Annotated in this window: 16 protein-coding genes and 1 pseudogene; all 17 read right to left on the reverse strand. The window is 51.0% G+C overall.

What is annotated here, in order from left to right; genetic code table 11:
* Positions 1-6 precede the first annotated feature (6 nt).
* Positions 7-345: an ABC transporter permease subunit gene (locus tag DWX76_RS15015; protein ID WP_412694013.1), complete on the reverse strand. Its 339-nt coding sequence runs from the start codon at positions 343-345 to the stop codon at positions 7-9.
* Entirely contained in the window at positions 342-803 is a 462-nt protein-coding gene (locus DWX76_RS15020; RefSeq protein ID WP_412694014.1) for a hypothetical protein, read from the reverse strand. Before DWX76_RS15020 ends, DWX76_RS15015 begins: the two co-directional genes overlap by 4 nt.
* 11 nt (positions 804-814) lie before the next feature.
* Positions 815-1,765 carry an ABC transporter permease gene (locus DWX76_RS07240; protein ID WP_022359791.1) on the reverse strand — a complete coding sequence of 317 codons (951 nt, stop codon included), beginning with the start codon at positions 1,763-1,765 and terminating at the stop codon, positions 815-817.
* Positions 1,766-1,902: 137 nt separating this feature from the next.
* Entirely contained in the window at positions 1,903-2,991 is a 1,089-nt protein-coding gene (locus DWX76_RS07245) for an ABC transporter substrate-binding protein (RefSeq protein ID WP_412694015.1), read from the reverse strand.
* Between the two features lie 11 nt (positions 2,992-3,002).
* Positions 3,003-3,476, reverse strand: a complete 474-nt coding sequence (locus DWX76_RS15025) for an ABC transporter substrate-binding protein (protein ID WP_412694016.1) — start codon at positions 3,474-3,476, stop codon at positions 3,003-3,005.
* Between the two features lie 110 nt (positions 3,477-3,586).
* Complete coding sequence (locus DWX76_RS07250) at positions 3,587-4,444, reverse strand: glycerophosphodiester phosphodiesterase family protein (RefSeq protein WP_118522124.1); 858 nt, start codon at positions 4,442-4,444, stop codon at positions 3,587-3,589.
* A gap of 50 nt (positions 4,445-4,494) precedes the next feature.
* Positions 4,495-5,232 carry an SbcC/MukB-like Walker B domain-containing protein gene (locus tag DWX76_RS15030; RefSeq protein ID WP_412694018.1) on the reverse strand — a complete coding sequence of 246 codons (738 nt, stop codon included), beginning with the start codon at positions 5,230-5,232 and terminating at the stop codon, positions 4,495-4,497.
* 80 nt (positions 5,233-5,312) lie between these two features.
* Entirely contained in the window at positions 5,313-7,295 is a 1,983-nt protein-coding gene (locus DWX76_RS14350; RefSeq protein WP_118570393.1) for an AAA family ATPase, read from the reverse strand.
* Positions 7,292-8,476, reverse strand: coding sequence for an exonuclease SbcCD subunit D (locus DWX76_RS07265; RefSeq protein WP_118570394.1), 1,185 nt, complete (start codon positions 8,474-8,476; stop codon positions 7,292-7,294). Before DWX76_RS07265 ends, DWX76_RS14350 begins: the two co-directional genes overlap by 4 nt.
* A gap of 186 nt (positions 8,477-8,662) precedes the next feature.
* Complete coding sequence (locus DWX76_RS07270; RefSeq protein WP_107000176.1) at positions 8,663-8,989, reverse strand: cupin domain-containing protein; 327 nt, start codon at positions 8,987-8,989, stop codon at positions 8,663-8,665.
* A 139-nt stretch (positions 8,990-9,128) separates the two neighbouring features.
* The gene (locus tag DWX76_RS07275; protein WP_118570395.1) at positions 9,129-11,105 is read right to left on the reverse strand and encodes an RsiV family protein; all 1,977 of its coding nucleotides are present in this window, start codon (positions 11,103-11,105) and stop codon (positions 9,129-9,131) included.
* Between the two features lie 231 nt (positions 11,106-11,336).
* Positions 11,337-11,759, reverse strand: coding sequence for a cytidine deaminase (gene cdd, locus DWX76_RS07280; RefSeq protein ID WP_118570396.1), 423 nt, complete (start codon positions 11,757-11,759; stop codon positions 11,337-11,339).
* A complete protein-coding gene (udp, locus tag DWX76_RS07285; protein ID WP_022359925.1) occupies positions 11,752-12,534 on the reverse strand; it encodes a uridine phosphorylase in 783 nt (260 codons plus the stop codon). The genes cdd and udp overlap by 8 nt, the downstream gene beginning before the upstream one ends.
* A gap of 43 nt (positions 12,535-12,577) precedes the next feature.
* Positions 12,578-13,765 carry a phosphopentomutase gene (locus DWX76_RS07290; RefSeq protein ID WP_118570397.1) on the reverse strand — a complete coding sequence of 396 codons (1,188 nt, stop codon included), beginning with the start codon at positions 13,763-13,765 and terminating at the stop codon, positions 12,578-12,580.
* A gap of 49 nt (positions 13,766-13,814) precedes the next feature.
* Positions 13,815-14,830: pseudogene (locus DWX76_RS07295) on the reverse strand (alpha-hydroxy-acid oxidizing protein).
* Between the two features lie 148 nt (positions 14,831-14,978).
* Positions 14,979-16,340 (reverse strand): MATE family efflux transporter, encoded by a 1,362-nt coding sequence (locus DWX76_RS07300; RefSeq protein WP_118570408.1) that lies wholly within the window; start codon positions 16,338-16,340, stop codon positions 14,979-14,981.
* Between the two features lie 362 nt (positions 16,341-16,702).
* The gene (locus DWX76_RS07310) at positions 16,703-17,230 is read right to left on the reverse strand and encodes a VanZ family protein (RefSeq protein ID WP_118570398.1); all 528 of its coding nucleotides are present in this window, start codon (positions 17,228-17,230) and stop codon (positions 16,703-16,705) included.
* Between the last annotated feature and the right edge of the window lie 408 nt (positions 17,231-17,638).

A 17,638-nucleotide genomic window follows, 5' to 3' on the forward strand; every position in this document is an offset into this window, starting at 1 on the left:
GCCTCCTTACTGCTGCATCGAGCGCAGCCCCTCGCTCACCATGCTGAATCCCAGAATAATCAGGATGATCGTCACGCCCGGTCCGATCGCGTACCACGGCGCATTGAACAGGTACGACTGCGCTTCGTAAAGCATTCTCCCGAGACTCGGCTCCGGCGGCTGGATTCCCAGTCCCAGATAACTCATACTCGCCTCCGCCAGCACCGCATTGTTAAATCCGATCGCCGCCGCCGTCAAAAGGCTGACCGCCGCATTCGGCAGAATATGGGCGAAAATAATCCGGATATGCCCTGCGCCAAGGATCCGCGCACTCTTGACAAAATCCAGTTCCCGGCACCGTATCACCTCACTGCGGACGATCCGGGCAAAACTCGGGATAAAAAGGATTCCCAGCGCCAGAATGATGTTGTAGCTCCCGGCTTCGTCAGGCTGATGAAGATAAGCGCCAGAAGAATGCTCGGAAACGATAAAAGGATATCATTGAAACGCATGATCAGGTTATCGAAAAAGCCGCCGAAATAGCCGGTCAGCGCACCGACGATCGTGCCAAACACACACCCGATCAGAACCGTGCAGACTGCCACAAAAAAGGTGCTGCCGCTTCCCGCCATCACACGGCTCAAAATATCGCGCCCGAAGTTATCCGTTCCCAGCGGGTGTGCTGCACACGGCGCCAGATTGACTGCCATGGAGTCCATCGTCGTCGTTCCATACGGCGTCCAGAACTGTCCGATCAGGGCAACTGCCAGAAAGAACAGCGTGATCGCGCCCCCTATCATCAGATTATAATTCTTTCGTTTCATTCGTCTTCCCTCTATTCTTCCGCCGTCCGGACTCTCGGATCCAAAACCTGATAAATCATATCAACCGCAAAATTGATAAGTACGACCACCGATGTGATATACAGCACGATCGCCTGCACAACTGGATAATCGCGGTTGGAGATCGAGCTGATAAGAAGTCTTCCGATTCCCGGCACGCTGAACACCTGCTCCGCCACGATGCTGCCGGCAAGGATCTCCGCGATTACCATCGCAAAGAACGTCACAACCGGAATCATCGCATTTTTCAGCACATGCCCGTACAATACCGCTGTTTCCGTATTGCCGCGGCTGTAGGCAGTCCGCACGTATTCCCGGTTCATCTCGGTCAGAATCGAGCTTCGCAGGAATTTCACCACCATCGCAATCTTCGGCAGCGCCACCGCGAGCGCCGGAAATAAAAGGTACTGTGCAGACTTTCCGAAATTTTCCGACGGTTCGATAAATTTACCCGGCTGGAACATATGAAGAATCAGTCCAAACACGTAGGTCAGGATCATGCCGAGAAAGAATGACGGCACCGCCATCAGAATCTGCGTCAGGCAGTTCGTCAGCGTATCGACCCATTTCCCGGCAAACCGGGCACTCAGGATTCCGAGCGGAACTGAAATCACCGTGATGATGAGCAGGGAAATGACTGCCAGAAGCACCGTGACCGGAAGCCGCTGTGCCAGAAGGGAGCGGACTGAGGTTCCCTCATACCGGTAGGACTCCCCGAAATCCCCCTGCATCGCATCGGTCACCCATCTTCCATACCGCTCCAGAAGTGGATCATTTAATCCCATCTCATCCCGCGCCCGCTCTAACTGCTCTTCCGTCGCGTCCTTTCCCAGCCTGGAAAGTGCCGCATCGCCCGGAATCACAGAAAAAGCGGTAAACGTCAGGAAGGATATGACCAACAATGTGATAATGAGAGTTATCAGTTTTTTTATAAAGAATTTCATAATTCCCTCCTGCGTTTACCGCTTCTTATTCTGTTGTTATTTCCTGGTTACTGTTCACGGGCAGGCACTTTTGGAACCGAAAGTGCCGTAAGAAAACGTGGTAGCAACAGGAATTTGCTGGATTGTAACTGTATATTTTACTGCTCTACCTGATATAACAGGGACATATCCTCTGCTGCCGTCGGGTAGAAGGTGTAGCCGCCAAACTTCTTGCTGACTGCTACGAGGTTCGCCGGATCTTCGATGTAAACGGCTGCCGCATCCTCTGCCAGGATCATCTGCGCCTTCTTGTAGTTTTCTACTTTTACATCGTCATCAACGGTTGTGTATGCTGTATTAAATACATCGTCGTACTCAGTGTTGGAGTAATGCATGAAGTTCTTCGCATCGTCTGTCACATATTTCTTGAGCCAGTCGCTCGGTGCCAGCGTTCCGTCAAAACCGATGACGGTCGCCTGGAAATTGCCTCCCTTGTATACATCCTGCAGCCAAGTGCTCCACTCAACCTGATTTAAGGTCACATTGATGCCGACCTGGGACAGCTCATCCGCGATGATCTGCGCGCTGTCTACGTGCTGGCTGTATGAGCTCGGAACGGTGATTTCCAGATCAAAGCCATCTGCGTATCCGGCATCTGCCAGAAGCTCTTTTGCCTTCTCCGGATCGTAGCTGTATACGGTCTCTGCTTCCGGCTCATAGTATTTCGACATTGCCGGAATCATATGGGAGCCGATGATGTGGCTCTTTCCGCCGAAAATAAAGTTGTTGATCGCATCGCGGTCTACCGCATAGCAGAGTGCCTGACGCACCTCTGTCTTGGAAAGCGGCTCGTAAGCGCTGTTTAAGTACATCGCATGGACGAGGTTCATGCTTCCCTGTACGATGTTGTAATCTTCATCGCCCAGTGTCTCCGCCTGTGCGGCGGTTAAATATTTCAGAATGTCGATGGTGCCAGCCTGCAGCTCTACAAATGCGGTGTCCACATCGGCAATAAATTTAAATTCCACGCTGTCCAGGCTCGGAACGCCCTCCTGCCAGTAGCCGTCATATTTTTCCAGCTCCAGGTTCTGGCCCGGTGTGTAGGAAACATATTTGAATGGACCGGTACCGATCGGATTGCCTGCCGGGTCCTCGTTGGACTGCGGAATGATGGCAATTGTCATCATCGGAAGAAACTCTGAATAACTTTCTTTCAGGTTTACAACCAGTGTCTTGTCATCCTGCACCTCTACACTATCTACAAGCGAAGAAAAAGCGGAGGATTCGCCCTGATCTCCGCATAACGATCGATGGAATATTTGACATCTTCGATGGTAACCGGTGTGCCGTCATGGAATGTGATGCCATCTCTCAATGTGAAAGTATAAGTCTTTGCATCATCGGAAATGGTGTAATCGCTGGCAACAGCCGGAATAAATCCGCCATCGGAAGTAGGCTTTACAAGCCCTTCGTACAAATTGAAAACCACGTCTCTAGTTCCTGCGTCCGTATCTACATGGGGGTCAAGACTAGCCAGGTCCTGCGTCATGCCATACACAACGCTGCCGCCTGGTACTGGTGTTCCTTCTGAAAGAGTATTACTGGTCTCTGCTTCGCTGGACTCGCCAGCTGCTTCTGAGGTACCTTCTGCTGTCTTGCTGCCTCCGCATGCACAGAGTGAAGCAGATAACAAAAGTGCCATTACGCCTGAAAGAAGCTGTTTCTTTTTCATATCTTTGTCCTCTCGAATTCGTAATAATCTCTCATTATTAAATTGTCCTAGCCATTATAGCAGATTTTCATAGAAAATCAACTTTTCCAGCATAATTTAGGACTTTCTCACTATCTTTTAGGATGTTTTTTGTTGAAATTTACGAATTGATCCGGCTCGAAACTGTCAAAAATAAAAACATCAAACTGTTTCCGGTGCCGGTTTAATTCGCCCTGGTTTTTAATCGTCCATGCCGCCATCTTACATTTGTAGAAATAACGCAGCATTTCCACCGGAAGCGTGTTGCTGAACTGGCAGTTGTACGCAATGAAATCCGGTCTGCAAAATCCGTTCAGCATACAGTATGTAAGCATCTCCCGCACAATGACCGGTGTTTTCAAGCCCTCGCCGCGGTGATTGGTCGCAAGCTGTCCGCGCAAAATATTTGGACGATGGCGCTTAAACCATCCGAGTGCCAGCGGACTGAACGATTCGATGCAGTACTCACCCGGATAACGGTCTAAAAGCGCCGCACATTTCTCGCACAGCTCCCGGTGGACAATCTCCGCTTTCAGCTCGATGATAAGCGGTGTGCGTCCATCCGCCAGCTCAAGCACTGTCTCAAAGGCTGGTATCGTCTGGGATGAACCAAACAAACGATAGCTTTGCAGCTCTTCAAAGGTACAGTCGCGTATCTTCCGGTCAACGCCCGCCGCCCGCTTCAGATCCCAGTCGTGAAATACGACCGGAACCCCGTCTTTTGTCAGCTGTACATCCAGCTCGATCCCATATCCCATCTGGATCGCGCGTTCAAACGCCGGGAGCGAATTTTCCGGACATTCACCCCGGTTGTCATGAAATCCCCGGTGGGCGATGTATTGCCGCTCAAATGCCTGCATTCTCGCCTTCCGCCCCGTCTCCGGCAGCATACTGCAGTAAAACAGAGATAAGAGCGATATCGTCACCATTCCTGGAATTACGATTGTCATATGTAAATAGCCTCTTTTCTTTCGTCACACAACGGCTCTGCGCCGTCCTACTAATCTTCTATCTCCCAATGCACCTGGCTTCCACCATTTCCTTTTTTTACCACCAGCTTGTGTCCCATCTCCTCTTTCAGCTCCGTCACGTGGGAAATGATGCCGATCAATCGTCTTCCTCCGGACAGCTCCTGCAGCACCTGAACCGCCCGCGTCCGTGATTCCTCATCCAGGGAACCAAATCCCTCATCAATGAACATCGCATCCACCTTCACGCTGCCTGCCGCATTCTGGATGACATCCGCCATGCCGAGCGCCATCGCAAGCGCCGCCAGAAAGGATTCTCCACCGGACAGCGTTTTGACGTCCCGGACCCGGTCAGTCACAAAGCTATAGACATCCAGGTCAAGTCCCACTTCTCCCTGTTTTCCCAGATCGGCCAGACCGCGGCATTGAAGTTCAAAGGTTCCTTTCGTCATCCGGCGCAGGCGGCGGTTAGCTGCCTGTATCATCTGGCGGAAATACTGGCGCTGTACATACGTCTGGAAATCGATCCGCGCCGCACCGCTCAGTTTTCCGTCCGCCGTCTGGTAAAGCTCGCTGATCTGCTGTTTTTCCCGGTCAAGCTGCTCCCGTTCCTGCAGATACACCCGAAGTGCCGCATATGCATCCTCGTTGCGCGTCCGCACCGACACATGTTCCCGGTGAAGCCGCGACCAGCGGGTTTTTTCCTCTTCCCAGTGCCGGATCGCCTGCTGGATTTTTTCTTCCGGATCTGTTTCCGAATCTGCTTCCATATGTTCCCGGAGCGAAGATAAGCTTCCCTCCAGCTCCCTGCATTTTTCCCGGCACTCCTGTGCTTTCTTATCAGCCGCTGTCACCGCCTCTGCAAGTGTTTCCAGCTCCCGGCTGCGCTTCTCAAGCTCCACCTGGAGTGTCCGGCTGTCTTTCCACTCCAGCCGCTTCGAGAGTTCCTCCAGCTCATTACGTCTCGTCTGGCTCTCGATCGCCACCTGCTGCACCTCACTTCTTTTAAGCTCCAGCGTAGCTTCCAGCTTCTTCTGTTCGGCTCCGTTCGCCTCCCGTTTCTGCCGGATCGTTTCTTCCATGGCAATCCGGTCTGTATAAGTGTTTCCGCCTGCCTGCATCGCCGGATTTCCTGTGCCATCTGCCGTAGCTCCTTCTCCAGAGCATCCACATCCGACTGGGCTGCCGGGCTGTCCTGATTTTGGCCGTACAGTTTTCCCTGGATCTCTATCCGCCGTCTGCTCTCATGTTCCAGCGAGATCTGCGCCTCCTGGCACGCCTCAGCGGCTGTCCTCTGCTTCTGATCGGCATCATCCCGCCCGGCACGCAGCGCTTCCACCTGTTCCTCCCGGATCGGCTCTGTCTCCAGACGGCAGGGAGCCGGGTGTTCCAGCGAGCCACAGACCGGGCACGGTTTTCCTTCCTGCAGCTCTGCCGCCAGAAGTCCCGCCTGCATCGCCAGAAAGCGGCAGGACGCGTCCTGATACAACTGATCTGACTGCTGGTACGCCCGCGCGGCTGCCTGAAATTTTTCCTGGCGTTTTTCCAGTGACTTTCTCCATGTCCGCTCCGCTTCACAGCATTTCCCTAACTCCTGCAAAACCGCCTGGCGCCGTTCCATCTGCTCCCGCCGTCCCCGGCATTCTGCCAGGGCAGCGCGCGCCTCTACCGCCTCCCGCTCCTGGTTTCGAAGTATTTCTTCCTGTGTACGGCACGTTTCCAGCTGATTCTGCATTTTTTTCAGGTTTTGGGTCAGAGCCGTCCGCTGATGTTCCAAAGTTTCATATGCCTGCCGTTTTTTCTCCTGCTCCGCATAGAGCGGAAGCGCATCCTGCATCCGCCGGATCTGATCCTCCAGCTCCGGTTTCCGGCTCTCATAGGCTGCGGCAGCTTCCCGGCGCTTCTCCTCCATCTCCCGTCCAAATGCTTCCAAACGGCTCTTTTCTTCCAGTACCCGTTTTTCCTTTTTCACAAGCTCCAGATGGTTCTGTCCGGCAGCAAGCTTCTGGATTGCACTCTCTTCCAGTCTCCCCGTCTCTTCCTCGAGCCTCCGGCTTTCCTCCGACAAATGATGCAGAAATGCAAGCAGTTCCGCTCCATTTGTCCGGTACCGCTCTTTCAAAGACTGCCATCTTTCTTCCCACTCCGAAGCTACCGCCTCCTCCGTCCTGGGAACCGTCACCTGCCGGATGACTTCCTCGCACCGGGTCTTGTTATCCTCCAGCCTTCCATACAGCGTCCGATCTGCCTCCCGCAGCTTCTGCTGGATTCTACCGTAGATCCCGGTATGGAAAATGCGCGAAAATATCTCTTTTCTTTCTTTGGAGGATGCATGGAGCAGACGGATGTATTCGCCCTGCGCGATCATCGCGATCTGCGAAAACTGATCGCGGTCCACGCCCACGATCGCCCGGATCTTCTCATCGATCTCACGGATCCGGCCGGACATCTCACTTCCATCCGGCAAAAGCAGAGACGCTTTCGGCGCCACACTCGTCGCCGTGTATGCGCCGTCCTTATTTTTCCGCTTGCTGAGGCGCGTGTATGCCGGACTGCGGCGGATCGTATAATCCTGCCCCTTATCCTCAAACGTCAGTTCCACCCAGGTCTCCGCGTCCTCCGGTGCATACTGGCTGCGAAGCATCGCGCCCTCTCTCCCGACGCCGCTCGCCGCCCCGTAGAGCGCAAACGAGATCGCGTCAAAGATCGTCGTTTTGCCTGCCCCCGTATCGCCCGTGATCAGGAACAATCCCGTCCCCGCCCGTTCGAAATCAATCTGCGTCACGCCCCCATAAGAGCCAAACGCCGACATTGTAAGCAGCTTCGGTTTCATACGCGTTCCTCCTCCTCTGCCTCTTCCACCATGCGCGCCAGAATCGTCTCCTGTTCCTCTGTCATCGGGCAGTGGCGCACCGCCTCATAAAAAGAGGCAAATGCCTGAAACGGCGTCACCGCCCCTTTTTCCTCCGGTTCTTCCTCCAGTCGTTTCCGCGTCCTCTCATTGTCCACCCGGATCTCCAAAATATGCGCAAATAACTCCTCCAGGCGTTCCCGGAAATCGTACATTTCTTTTTCGTCCGTCAAGACCACGCTCACATACGCGTCCGCGCGTCCGCTTCCATCCGGCATCTTTTCCATCGTATCTGAAAGCAGCTTGAGTTCTTCCAGTGTCCCCCGCACGCGCTTTACATCGGGATGGCAGAGAATCGGCAGACGGCGGATCTGCGGCTCACTTCCTTTTTCTCCCAGTTCCACCACCGTGATCCCCTTCTGATGGTATTCTTCACTGATCGAATATTTGTACGGCGTCCCACAATAGTAAAACCGCTCCTGCCCTACCTTCTGTGCCCCGTGGATATGCCCTAACGCCGCATATTCAAACGGTTCCAGCACCGACGCATCGATCGCATCCAATCCTCCGGAGGTCAGCACCGCCGTCTCCGAATCGCAGGTTTCCGGATTCTGACCGTTCCAGACAAAAAACTGGTGCGCCAGAACCACATTGCGCTCCTGCTTCCGGATCGTTTCCCGCGCCAGGAGTTTCTGGAATGCATCGGTATAACCATTGGTGTCAAACAAATGGCGCACATGACCCGGACGGATAAACGGTACCAGATAAAAATGAACCGGTCCCCACTCATCTGTAAGTGTGACCTGCTTTAAATACTCCGTCCGATCTGCCGGCGGCAGCGCCGCGATATGGATCCGGTGGTGTGCCAGAAACGATGCGCCATACGCCAGCCGCTCCGGTGAATCGTGATTTCCCGCAATGATCAGGATCTCCGTCCCCGGACAGCGCCCGGATAGCTCGGTCAGAAACCAGTCAAAAAGCGTATACGCTTCCCCCGCTGGGACCGATTTATCATAAATATCCCCGCATATCAGAATCGCATCCGGCTTCTCTTCCTCCGCATATTTAAGTATCTGCAAAAACGCATTCTTCTGGCTCTCGCGCAGGCTATAGCCATTTAACATTTTCCCGATATGCAGATCAGAAAGATGAAATAGTTTCACGCAGGCACACCTCCTTTTTCTTTCTTTGATCCACTATTTTTTTGATTTCCAATTTTTTCCGCTTAAACATATAGGCATTTTCCGGACATATATGGCAAAAAGCGCCGACACATCGAACCACTTCCCGTGCCAGCGCCTTTTTTGGTTACTGTGATCAGTTACCTTTTTCTGTTTTGTTCCTCACTCTTAATCCAGCTGGATCAATGCCATAAAGACCAGATCTTCATCTCCGGTATTGGCAATACCATGACCACAGCCATCCGGCGTGAAGGTCTTATCGCCGACGGTAACCGGACGTTTCGTTCCATTGTCATCGTACTCGCCCTGTCCCTTGATGATATAATACGTCTCGCTCTCGCCGTGGTGCTCATGATAGCCCAGGGAACATCCCGGTGCGATCGTTACCTCGGCAAACATCTTACATTTTGCATTTAACTCATTGTCATCCAGAATGTATTTTACAACTACCTGTCCTTTGCCGCCGTTCGCATTTTCCTTAACAACTGTCTTCATGCTGCTTCCTCCTCATCCTGTGCCATTCTTTCAGATTCGTTCGACACTATTTTTCTATGGAGTATTATAAGCGATTTTTTTCTCAACTTCAAGAGCTCTACTTAAGCGCAATCCGCATTTGTTGCAGTTCAGAAAATTCCTACTTGCTAAGTTCAATCCGCATTTCTAACTCGCTGTACGGAATTGTTACCTCCGGGAATCCTTCCGCATACGATGCAATCTCATACGGCGCATAATAGAAAACCACGCCCGTCTCGCTCAGATAAAACGGCGATTCGTAGCTGATGCCGTCTGCCACCGTATGTTCCAGATCCTCCGGTGATTCAAAGGCAAAATTTGTCTTTTCCGCCAGCTCCCGGAATGCCGCACCAACCTTCGCCTGCAGCTCCTCCACCGGATTCTCAACCACATCGCTCAAAGACAGGCGTGCCCCCGTTTTCCGGTCAAAGACAAAATACTGGCGGAACGGCGTTCCGTGTGCACCGCCCGTATATTCGTATCCATCCGCACGGACGCAGACATAATGATCATCCAGATACGTAATCGCGTCATCTCCGTCGATCGTAAGCGCCATCGAATAGATCGGCTGCGCCGCATCCGCCTCCTGCGGAAGTACCTCTTCCTCCGATCCGTCCGTTTCCGCTGTATCGATGCTCATCTCCGTATCAAGATTCATGGAATCCGTCCGCGCCGCCGACAGAACCGACGCCTGCAGCTCCTGCATCGTCTGGTTCATCGCCTCGACCGCATCGCCCTCTCCGTCAAATACCAGCCGTTCTGCGTACACACTTCCCAGCTCCCGGCTTCCATCCGCACTCTTTAACGTCTCCGACTGCGCCTCGACATGCCCCAGCTCCCGGATCGGAGACTGGAACAGAACCGGCTCTAACAACGTCACTTCCCCGCCTGCCGCATCATCCAGCGTTTTTTCGCCCAGATAAACGCCGTAATCCTTAAACTGCTGGCAGTATGCCTGATTTCCCGTCACATAAAAATTACCATACATAGAAAAATCATTCGTCATGCCCGGCTCTTCCTCGACCGTAAAAAGCGCATTCTGCGCCTCGGCGGCATTTGCCGCTGCATCTGCCTTAGCATCCGCCGCAATCCGCTTAAACGAATACTTTCCCGTGCTGATCTGGGACGCCTGATTTTCCATCAGGTACAAATATCCGTCCTGATACTGCACCAGGCTGATATTTTCCGCCGTCTCATATAAAAGCGTCCGTTTCTCCGGGTCAGAGACCTCATAGCGGTAACACTGCGTATTTCCATTGCCATCCCGAAGCAGGGCAAAAAATGCGTCCTTCGCAAACAGCACCGACGATGTATTCGTAATATCCGAAATCTCCCTCGGATGGCTGCCGTCCACATCCGCAATCACCAGGCAGGTTTCATTCTGCACCGGCATATACCCAAACTGTTCCGTATAATATGGAAGAATCCCATTAAACAGCTCGCTGCAGCCTGCCGGAATCTCCCCGTAGATCGTGTCTGACGGTGACAACTCTCCCGCTGTTTTGCCATTCTCATCGAGCGTATAAATGACATTCATGTTATAACCCTTGACATACAGGCGGTTCTTTGACGCATAGAGCACCGACGGCTGATCCGTCAGATCCGCTAAATGCTCTTCCACACCACTCTCCAAATCCAGCCGGTACAGCCCATAAAGCTCCGTGCCCTGTGTGCTGCCACTCTCCGCCTGTATCCGGTCAAAATACAGCCCGCCTCCGTAGACCCAGAAGGTGCTGTTTTCATCTCCTGTGTCAAACTGGCAGAGCGTCTTCATCTCGCCTGTCTCCTTCGAAAGGGAACGGATCTCCGTGCGGTATTTGAGGTACAGCATGCCATTCTCCTCCAGCACCCGATCCGCCGCTCCGAGCGCCGTGCTGACCGCGCCCTCCGTTTCCTCTGCCGCCTGTGTCTGCGCTGTTGTCTCAGCCGCCGGTGATTTTTGGCACGCTGACAGGGCTGCCGAAGCAGCAATCAAAAACATCGAGGCCGCCAGCACTGCCCTATACCCTGTCTTTTTCTGAACCTTTTTTCTCTGGTTCTGCTCTGTTCTTCCCTGATTCTGTTTCATTTCTTCCCGTTTCCACTCTTTCTGAGCCATCCGTCCAAACTCCCCACACTTTTTCTATTTTTCATCGGACCTGCGTCCGCTTTTTCTTCTGAATACAGGCGGAAATGGTGAATCCATCCCCGCCTGTCATACAGTGTACCCTGTTTTTTTTGCAATGTCAAAAGGTGTTCCAATATATTAAGTTATATTAATGAAACTGTAAGATTACAGTGCGCGGGTCTTTGACACCTGCATACCAGCTTTATGAGGCAATCGGCATTCCTACTGCAAATTATCCGGTCCAAATCCCATCGGCAGAAGCTCCGCCAGTGTATAGACCTTATATTCCTTCACCGAACGTGCCAGAATGATCTGAAACGCATCCTCATGGCAGAATTCTTTCATTACCTGACGACACACGCCACAGGGCGCACACCAGTCAAATTCCGAAGCTCCTTCCGGGCCTCCCACAACTGCAATCGCTGTGAAGCTGCGTTCACCCTCACTGACTGCCTTAAAAAAGGCAGTGCGTTCCGCGCAGTTTGTCGGTGTATAGGCCGCATTTTCAATATTGCAGCCACGGTAAATCCTACCTTCCTCCGTCAGCAGTGCCGCTCCCACCTGAAAATGAGAATAGGGTGTATAGGCCATTTTCCGTGCTGCGAATGCTTCCTCGATGAGTGTTTCTATCCTCTCATTATTCATTCTTCGCATCCTCCTGAATCAAGATACGGATGGCTTCCACCGCTGTCCGGATTGCTGCCTCTGTATCATGGGCCTGTTCATTGGACAGGCCTTTTTTCGCCCGCTCCTGATTAGCCAGAACCAGAAAGCAGGCACCTACACGCACCCGAAGGAAGCTGCCTGCGATAAACAGTGCTGCTGACTCCATCTCCGATGCCAGGCATCCCATCCGAAGCCACGCCTGCCACTTATTTTCAAGCTCGTAGCTGACCGGCATCACCTCCGGCTCATGCTGTCCAAAGAAGGAATCCTTCGACTGTACAACGCCCGCATGACAGCGGAACTTCAGATTCTTCGCTGCACGGATCATGGCATTCATAACATCCACATGGGGAACAGCCGGGTACTCAATGGGAGCGTACTCTCTGCTGGTTCCTTCCATGCGGATAGCTCCGCTTGCAACTACGATATCTCCGCCCAGTACGTCCTCCTGCATACCGCCACAGGTGCCTACACGCAGAAAAGTATGGGCTCCGCACTTGGATAACTCCTCGATAGCAATAGCCGCTGACGGACCACCGATACCGGTTGACGTCACACTGACTTTTACCCCATCGATGGTTCCCGTATATGTGGTATATTCACGATTATCCGCAACTAACACCGGATTCTCAAAATGTTCTGCTATCTTCTTGCATCGCTTGGGGTCCCCCGGCATGATGACATATCCACCGATATCCTCCGGACCGATTCCTGTGTGGTACTGTTTTCCCGTTCCTTCTGTATAATCAACCATATAATCGCCGCCTTTCTGTTTTTAACTTCAAGTCCAATGTCATTTATTTTATCTGATCCAGAATAGAAGTTCCGATGGTTCCCTCCGGCATCTTGACACCGAAATTGTCCGCAATAGTCGCACCGATGACAGCAAAGGTGTCACTGGTATCAAGCTTCCCACTTTCCGTATCCGATGGTGAATACGCAATAAACGGGACCTGCTCTCTCGTATGATCCGTTCCCTTGTAGGTTGGATCATTTCCATGATCCGCCGTCAGAATCAGCAGATCGTCCTCACGGAGCAGCGGCAGAAGCTCTCCCAGCTTTTTATCAAATTTTTCGATCTCTTCCCCGTATCCCACTGGATTTCTGCGATGTCCCCATAACGCATCAAAATCTACCAGATTGGTAAAGCAAAGTCCCTTGAAATCCCGCTTTGCGATATCGATGGTCTGCTGCATGCCATGCACGCTGCTGTCGGAATGATTGCTTTCTGTTATCCCTTCTCCCACAAAGATATCGTTAATCTTTCCAACAGAAATCACATCATATCCGGCATCCTTCAGGGCATTCAGCGCCGTCGGTCCGGTGGGTTTCAAAGCATAATCATGGCGATTACTTGTCCGTTTGAATTCGCCGCGCTTTTTGCCCACATAGGGTCTTGCGATAACACGGCCAACTCTCCACTCATCCCGCATAGTCAGTTCTCTGGCAATCTCACAGTAATGATACAAGGTCTCAAGTCCCATGGTTTCCTCATTGCCACAGATCTGAAGCACAGAATCCGCTGATGTATAGACAATCAGCTTTCCTTCATTCACTTCCTGTTCACCCAGCTCCTCCAGAATCTCCGTTCCGCTGGCTGCCTTATTGCCGATTATCTTTCTGCCGCAGCGCTTTTCCAGTTCGTCAATCAGTTCCTTGGGAAAGCCATGCTCTGTAAATGTGATAAATGGCTTATCTGTCCGAATGCCCATCATCTCCCAATGACCGGTCATGGTATCCTTACCATTGCTCGCCTCATTCATCGCCATGAAATATCCTTCCGGATGTTCTGCCGGCTTAACCTGCTTAAGGGCCTTGAGATTGGCAAGTCCCAATCTCTGCAGATTCGGAATATCCAGATGTTCCACTGTTTCCGAGATGTGCCCCAGCGTATCCGCACCGGCATCATCAAATCTGGCTGAATCCGCCATGGACCCGATTCCAAGGGAATCCAGTACGATTACAAATACACGATTAAAACGCATATCACTCACCCTTTCTACTAATTTTTGCTATATTTGATAGTTTACTTTTTTACACTCTCACACAGTCGCGGGTGATTTCAGCAAGGGAAGATACTCCGCACATAGCCATGGTATCTGCAAGCTCACTTCCGATCTTCTGAATATAAGCTTCGACCCCTTCTCGGCCTCCGCCATAGACAGCTGTGACGAAAGGTCTGGCTATGATAACCGCATCTGCCCCCAGTGCCAATGCCTTAAATACATCGGTACCGGAACGGATTCCGCCATCCACGAAGATTTTCATGGAACCGTCCACTGCCTTTGCTATTTCTTCCAGAACCTCTGCCGTTGCCGGACACTGGTCCAGGACTCTTCCTCCATGGTTAGATACCACAATAGCTGCTGCACCGGCCTCTTTAGCCTCAAAGCTCCTTTTACCGTCATAATTCCTTTTACAATAAAAGGTACTCCTGCTGCCTTCACGATCTCACGAAGTTCCTCCACTGATTTACTTCCGGCCGGCGGATTGAAATTTTTCAAAAATGGAAGACCTGCCGCATCAATATCCATGGCAGCCGCGAAAGCACCTGCATCCTTGACAAGCGCCATCTTTTCACGAATCATCGCCACATTCCATGGCTTCACTGTAGGAATTCCCAGTCCCCCTGCCTTTTTGATGGCTTCCGTGGCTGCCACCATCACATTGCTGTCCATTCCGTCTCCTGTAAAAGCAGCAATTCCAAACTCTGCGCAGGAAGAAACTAATATATCATTGTAAGAAACATCATTCAGTGAATCGCCGTAATGCATATTCACGGCTCCCACCGGACCTGCAAAAAACGGATACTGAAAATTCTTTCCAAACAACGAAAGAGAGGTATCGATGGGACGTTTCTCCACCAGTGTATCCATCTGGACACGGATTTCCTTCCATTTGTCATAATTCCGAATCGCCGTATCTCCGATTCCTTTGGCTCCCGGACCCGGCATCTGATTCTTGCAGGCTCTTCCGTTGCATTCCGGACAGGCCTTACAGTAATTGCCCATTTTTCCTCTTGCCAGTTCTAAACATTCTGCATAATTCATTAATCTGGTTACCTCCCTGTCACTTTCATGTGGTCTCGAAATCCTTTTGTACTTGATTCTGCGAGAAATTTTTTGACAGCTGCATCATTTCCGGTAAGCAGCTGTCCACCACTCAAAACAGCCATTTCACATATGATATAATAAAAACCTATCCCTTCTTCGGCCTCTTCTCAAATCCATGCACCCAATTTCCCCTTAAAAACAAAAACAGGAAAATCACGGAGCTGATGCTCCAGGTCAGTGGGTATGCCCAGAATATGACCCGGATATCCGGAATCAGACGCACTGCCAGTGTGATGTAGCTGACACGGAACAGACACCATACACAGAGCAGAACGATCATGGGCACGGCAGCATTGCCGGAACCCCGGAGTACAGCCGCGATACAGTGAGTAAATGCCAATAAACAATAAAACAACGCAATGGTTCTGGCCTGCATCACCCCATAATGTATCACATCCGGATCACGGTTGAATGCTGCAATCAGCACCGGTGCCGCCGTATATATGGTGATACCAATCAGTTCTGCAATGGAGATGGAGCAGAGGATACCGAACTTCGCACCTTTCTTTGCTCTGTCATACTGCTTTGCCCCAAGATTCTGTCCCACAAAGGTAGTTATCGCCATAGTAAAGCAGGTCACCGGCAGGAAGGCAAAACCTTCTACCTTAGAATAAGCTCCGCAGCCTGCCATGGCCATTTTACCGAATGCATTGATGTTGGACTGTACAAACACGTTGGCTATGGCAATGACTGAGTTCTGGAAACCGGAAGGTACACCATTCTGAATAATCTGCCTCAGCATATGTCTGTCAAAACGAATCTTCCTAAGCTCCAGCCGGTAATCTTCCTTCACCCGCATCAGATGCACCATACAGAGAATCGCGCTGACAAACTGGGATATAGCCGTTGCCAGGGCTGCCGATCCCACTCCCATGCCAAGTCCTGCGATAAAGAAGATATCCAGCACCACATTCACACAGGAGGAAATAATCAGATAGATCAGCGGATGGCGGCCGTCCCCCACCGACTGCAGGATTCCAACGAAAATATTGTACATGACTACACCCAGAGAACCTGCAAAATAGGTTTGAAAATATACTATCGATTCCGGAAGTACATCTGCTGGTGTTCCCATCAGTACCAGAATCTTCGGTGCCAGATACATTCCCGCAGCCGTCAGTGTGATTCCGGCCACCAGACCGAAGGCTGTGGTTGTATGAATCGCTCTCTGGAGATAATCCTTGTTTTTCGCCCCATAATACCTGGCAATTACTACACCGGCTCCCATGGCAATACCGTTAATAAAACCTACCATCAGGAAAATCAGGTTTCCCGACGAACTGACTGCTGCCAGTGCATTGCTGCCAAGATAATTACCTACAATCAGGGAATCCGCTGTATTATACAGCTGCTGAAACAGATTCCCCAGAAACAATGGTATGGCAAATAAAATAATCTTCTTAGAGATACTTCCCTCTGTCATCCTCGTTTTGCTTTCAGCCCCCATAAAACCCCCAAAATTAATCATATTTATGCACACAGTCGATGACTATTCATCGCTCCTCTGCACGCATATGTTCTCGATCTCATTATAGCCGACTGCCAGCAAATTCTCAATACTTCTTGCGCTGAGTGTGTAGCCCATTGGCTGTGATTAACATTGCTAATCGGAACACATCGTTTTTATGTTTCTTTATATTTTTGCTGTCAACCTGATCTCCATTTAACTTGCGTTCTTTTAAATCCAGCCACGCTTTCGCCTTAAATGGTATCAGGCAAATATTTGATGAAGAACACTGCTGTTGTTCTCGTGTTGCCTTCCCCAAAGATATGAATTTGCCATAACCTTGAAACAAATACCGCAGCCCTCTATGAATGGTGCAAACGGCGATGCACCGCATCGATTATCCGCATCACCCCATATCCCAGACAACCGCCCAATGTATTCATAACTACATCGTCCAGCTGGCAATATCCTCTTTCTGTCACAAGCTGCATCCCCTCGATCATCATCGACAACAGCATACTGATCAAAAGCATCTTCCTCCATTTGGCACACCGCCTTTCTGCCAACGGCAGCAAAACTCCAAGCGGAAGAAACATAATCACATTCTCAACCATATATGCCCTGGACTGCCAGGTTCTGCCCCATGTCTCAAACAGCTGCCAGTCAATCCCCGTTCTGGAACCCGACTCCCGCGAAAAAAACGCCTGAATCCACACAACCGTTTCATATACACCCAATAAAAAATAATAATACACCTGCGGTCGCTTCCATGCCTTCTCCCCGGCAACCAGCCGCAATAACAAAAGCATCATAATCGCCGCTCCGACTCCCATGGGAAGGTACGAAACCGGTTCTTTTATATCATCTAACAATATTTTCCAAAATTCCAATGAGGTTCTCCAATTATTGTTTTTGTTTTATCATGATACCCATAAATCACTAACTCACAAGCATGCAACAGCCCCTCTTTCCGTCTTCACAATATTTTTCATCTCCACCACTTGTACCCCTTATACCCAACTGCCTTCCTCAATTATACCGTTTTCTCCTGCTTATAGGCAACCAGTTCTGTATTGGAAGGGTCCAGTTTCAGGAGTTTGTTGACATCCTTCAGTCCGGACTGCGTGACCGCTATGGAGATGTCAAACTATAACTTCACAGATACGCAGAAAGAAAGCTGTGCTGTCAGTCTCATGCGCGATACGGTCAAAGAACTCGCTTTGCGTGATACTATTTCCTATGAAGCTGCACTGTTACGCTTCACAAATTAAAAGGTATATGAAACACTTTTCGACTAT

The sequence above is a fragment of the Clostridium sp. AF21-20LB genome, assembly GCF_003478795.1.
Taxonomy (GTDB): domain Bacteria; phylum Bacillota; class Clostridia; order Lachnospirales; family Lachnospiraceae; genus Otoolea; species Otoolea fessa.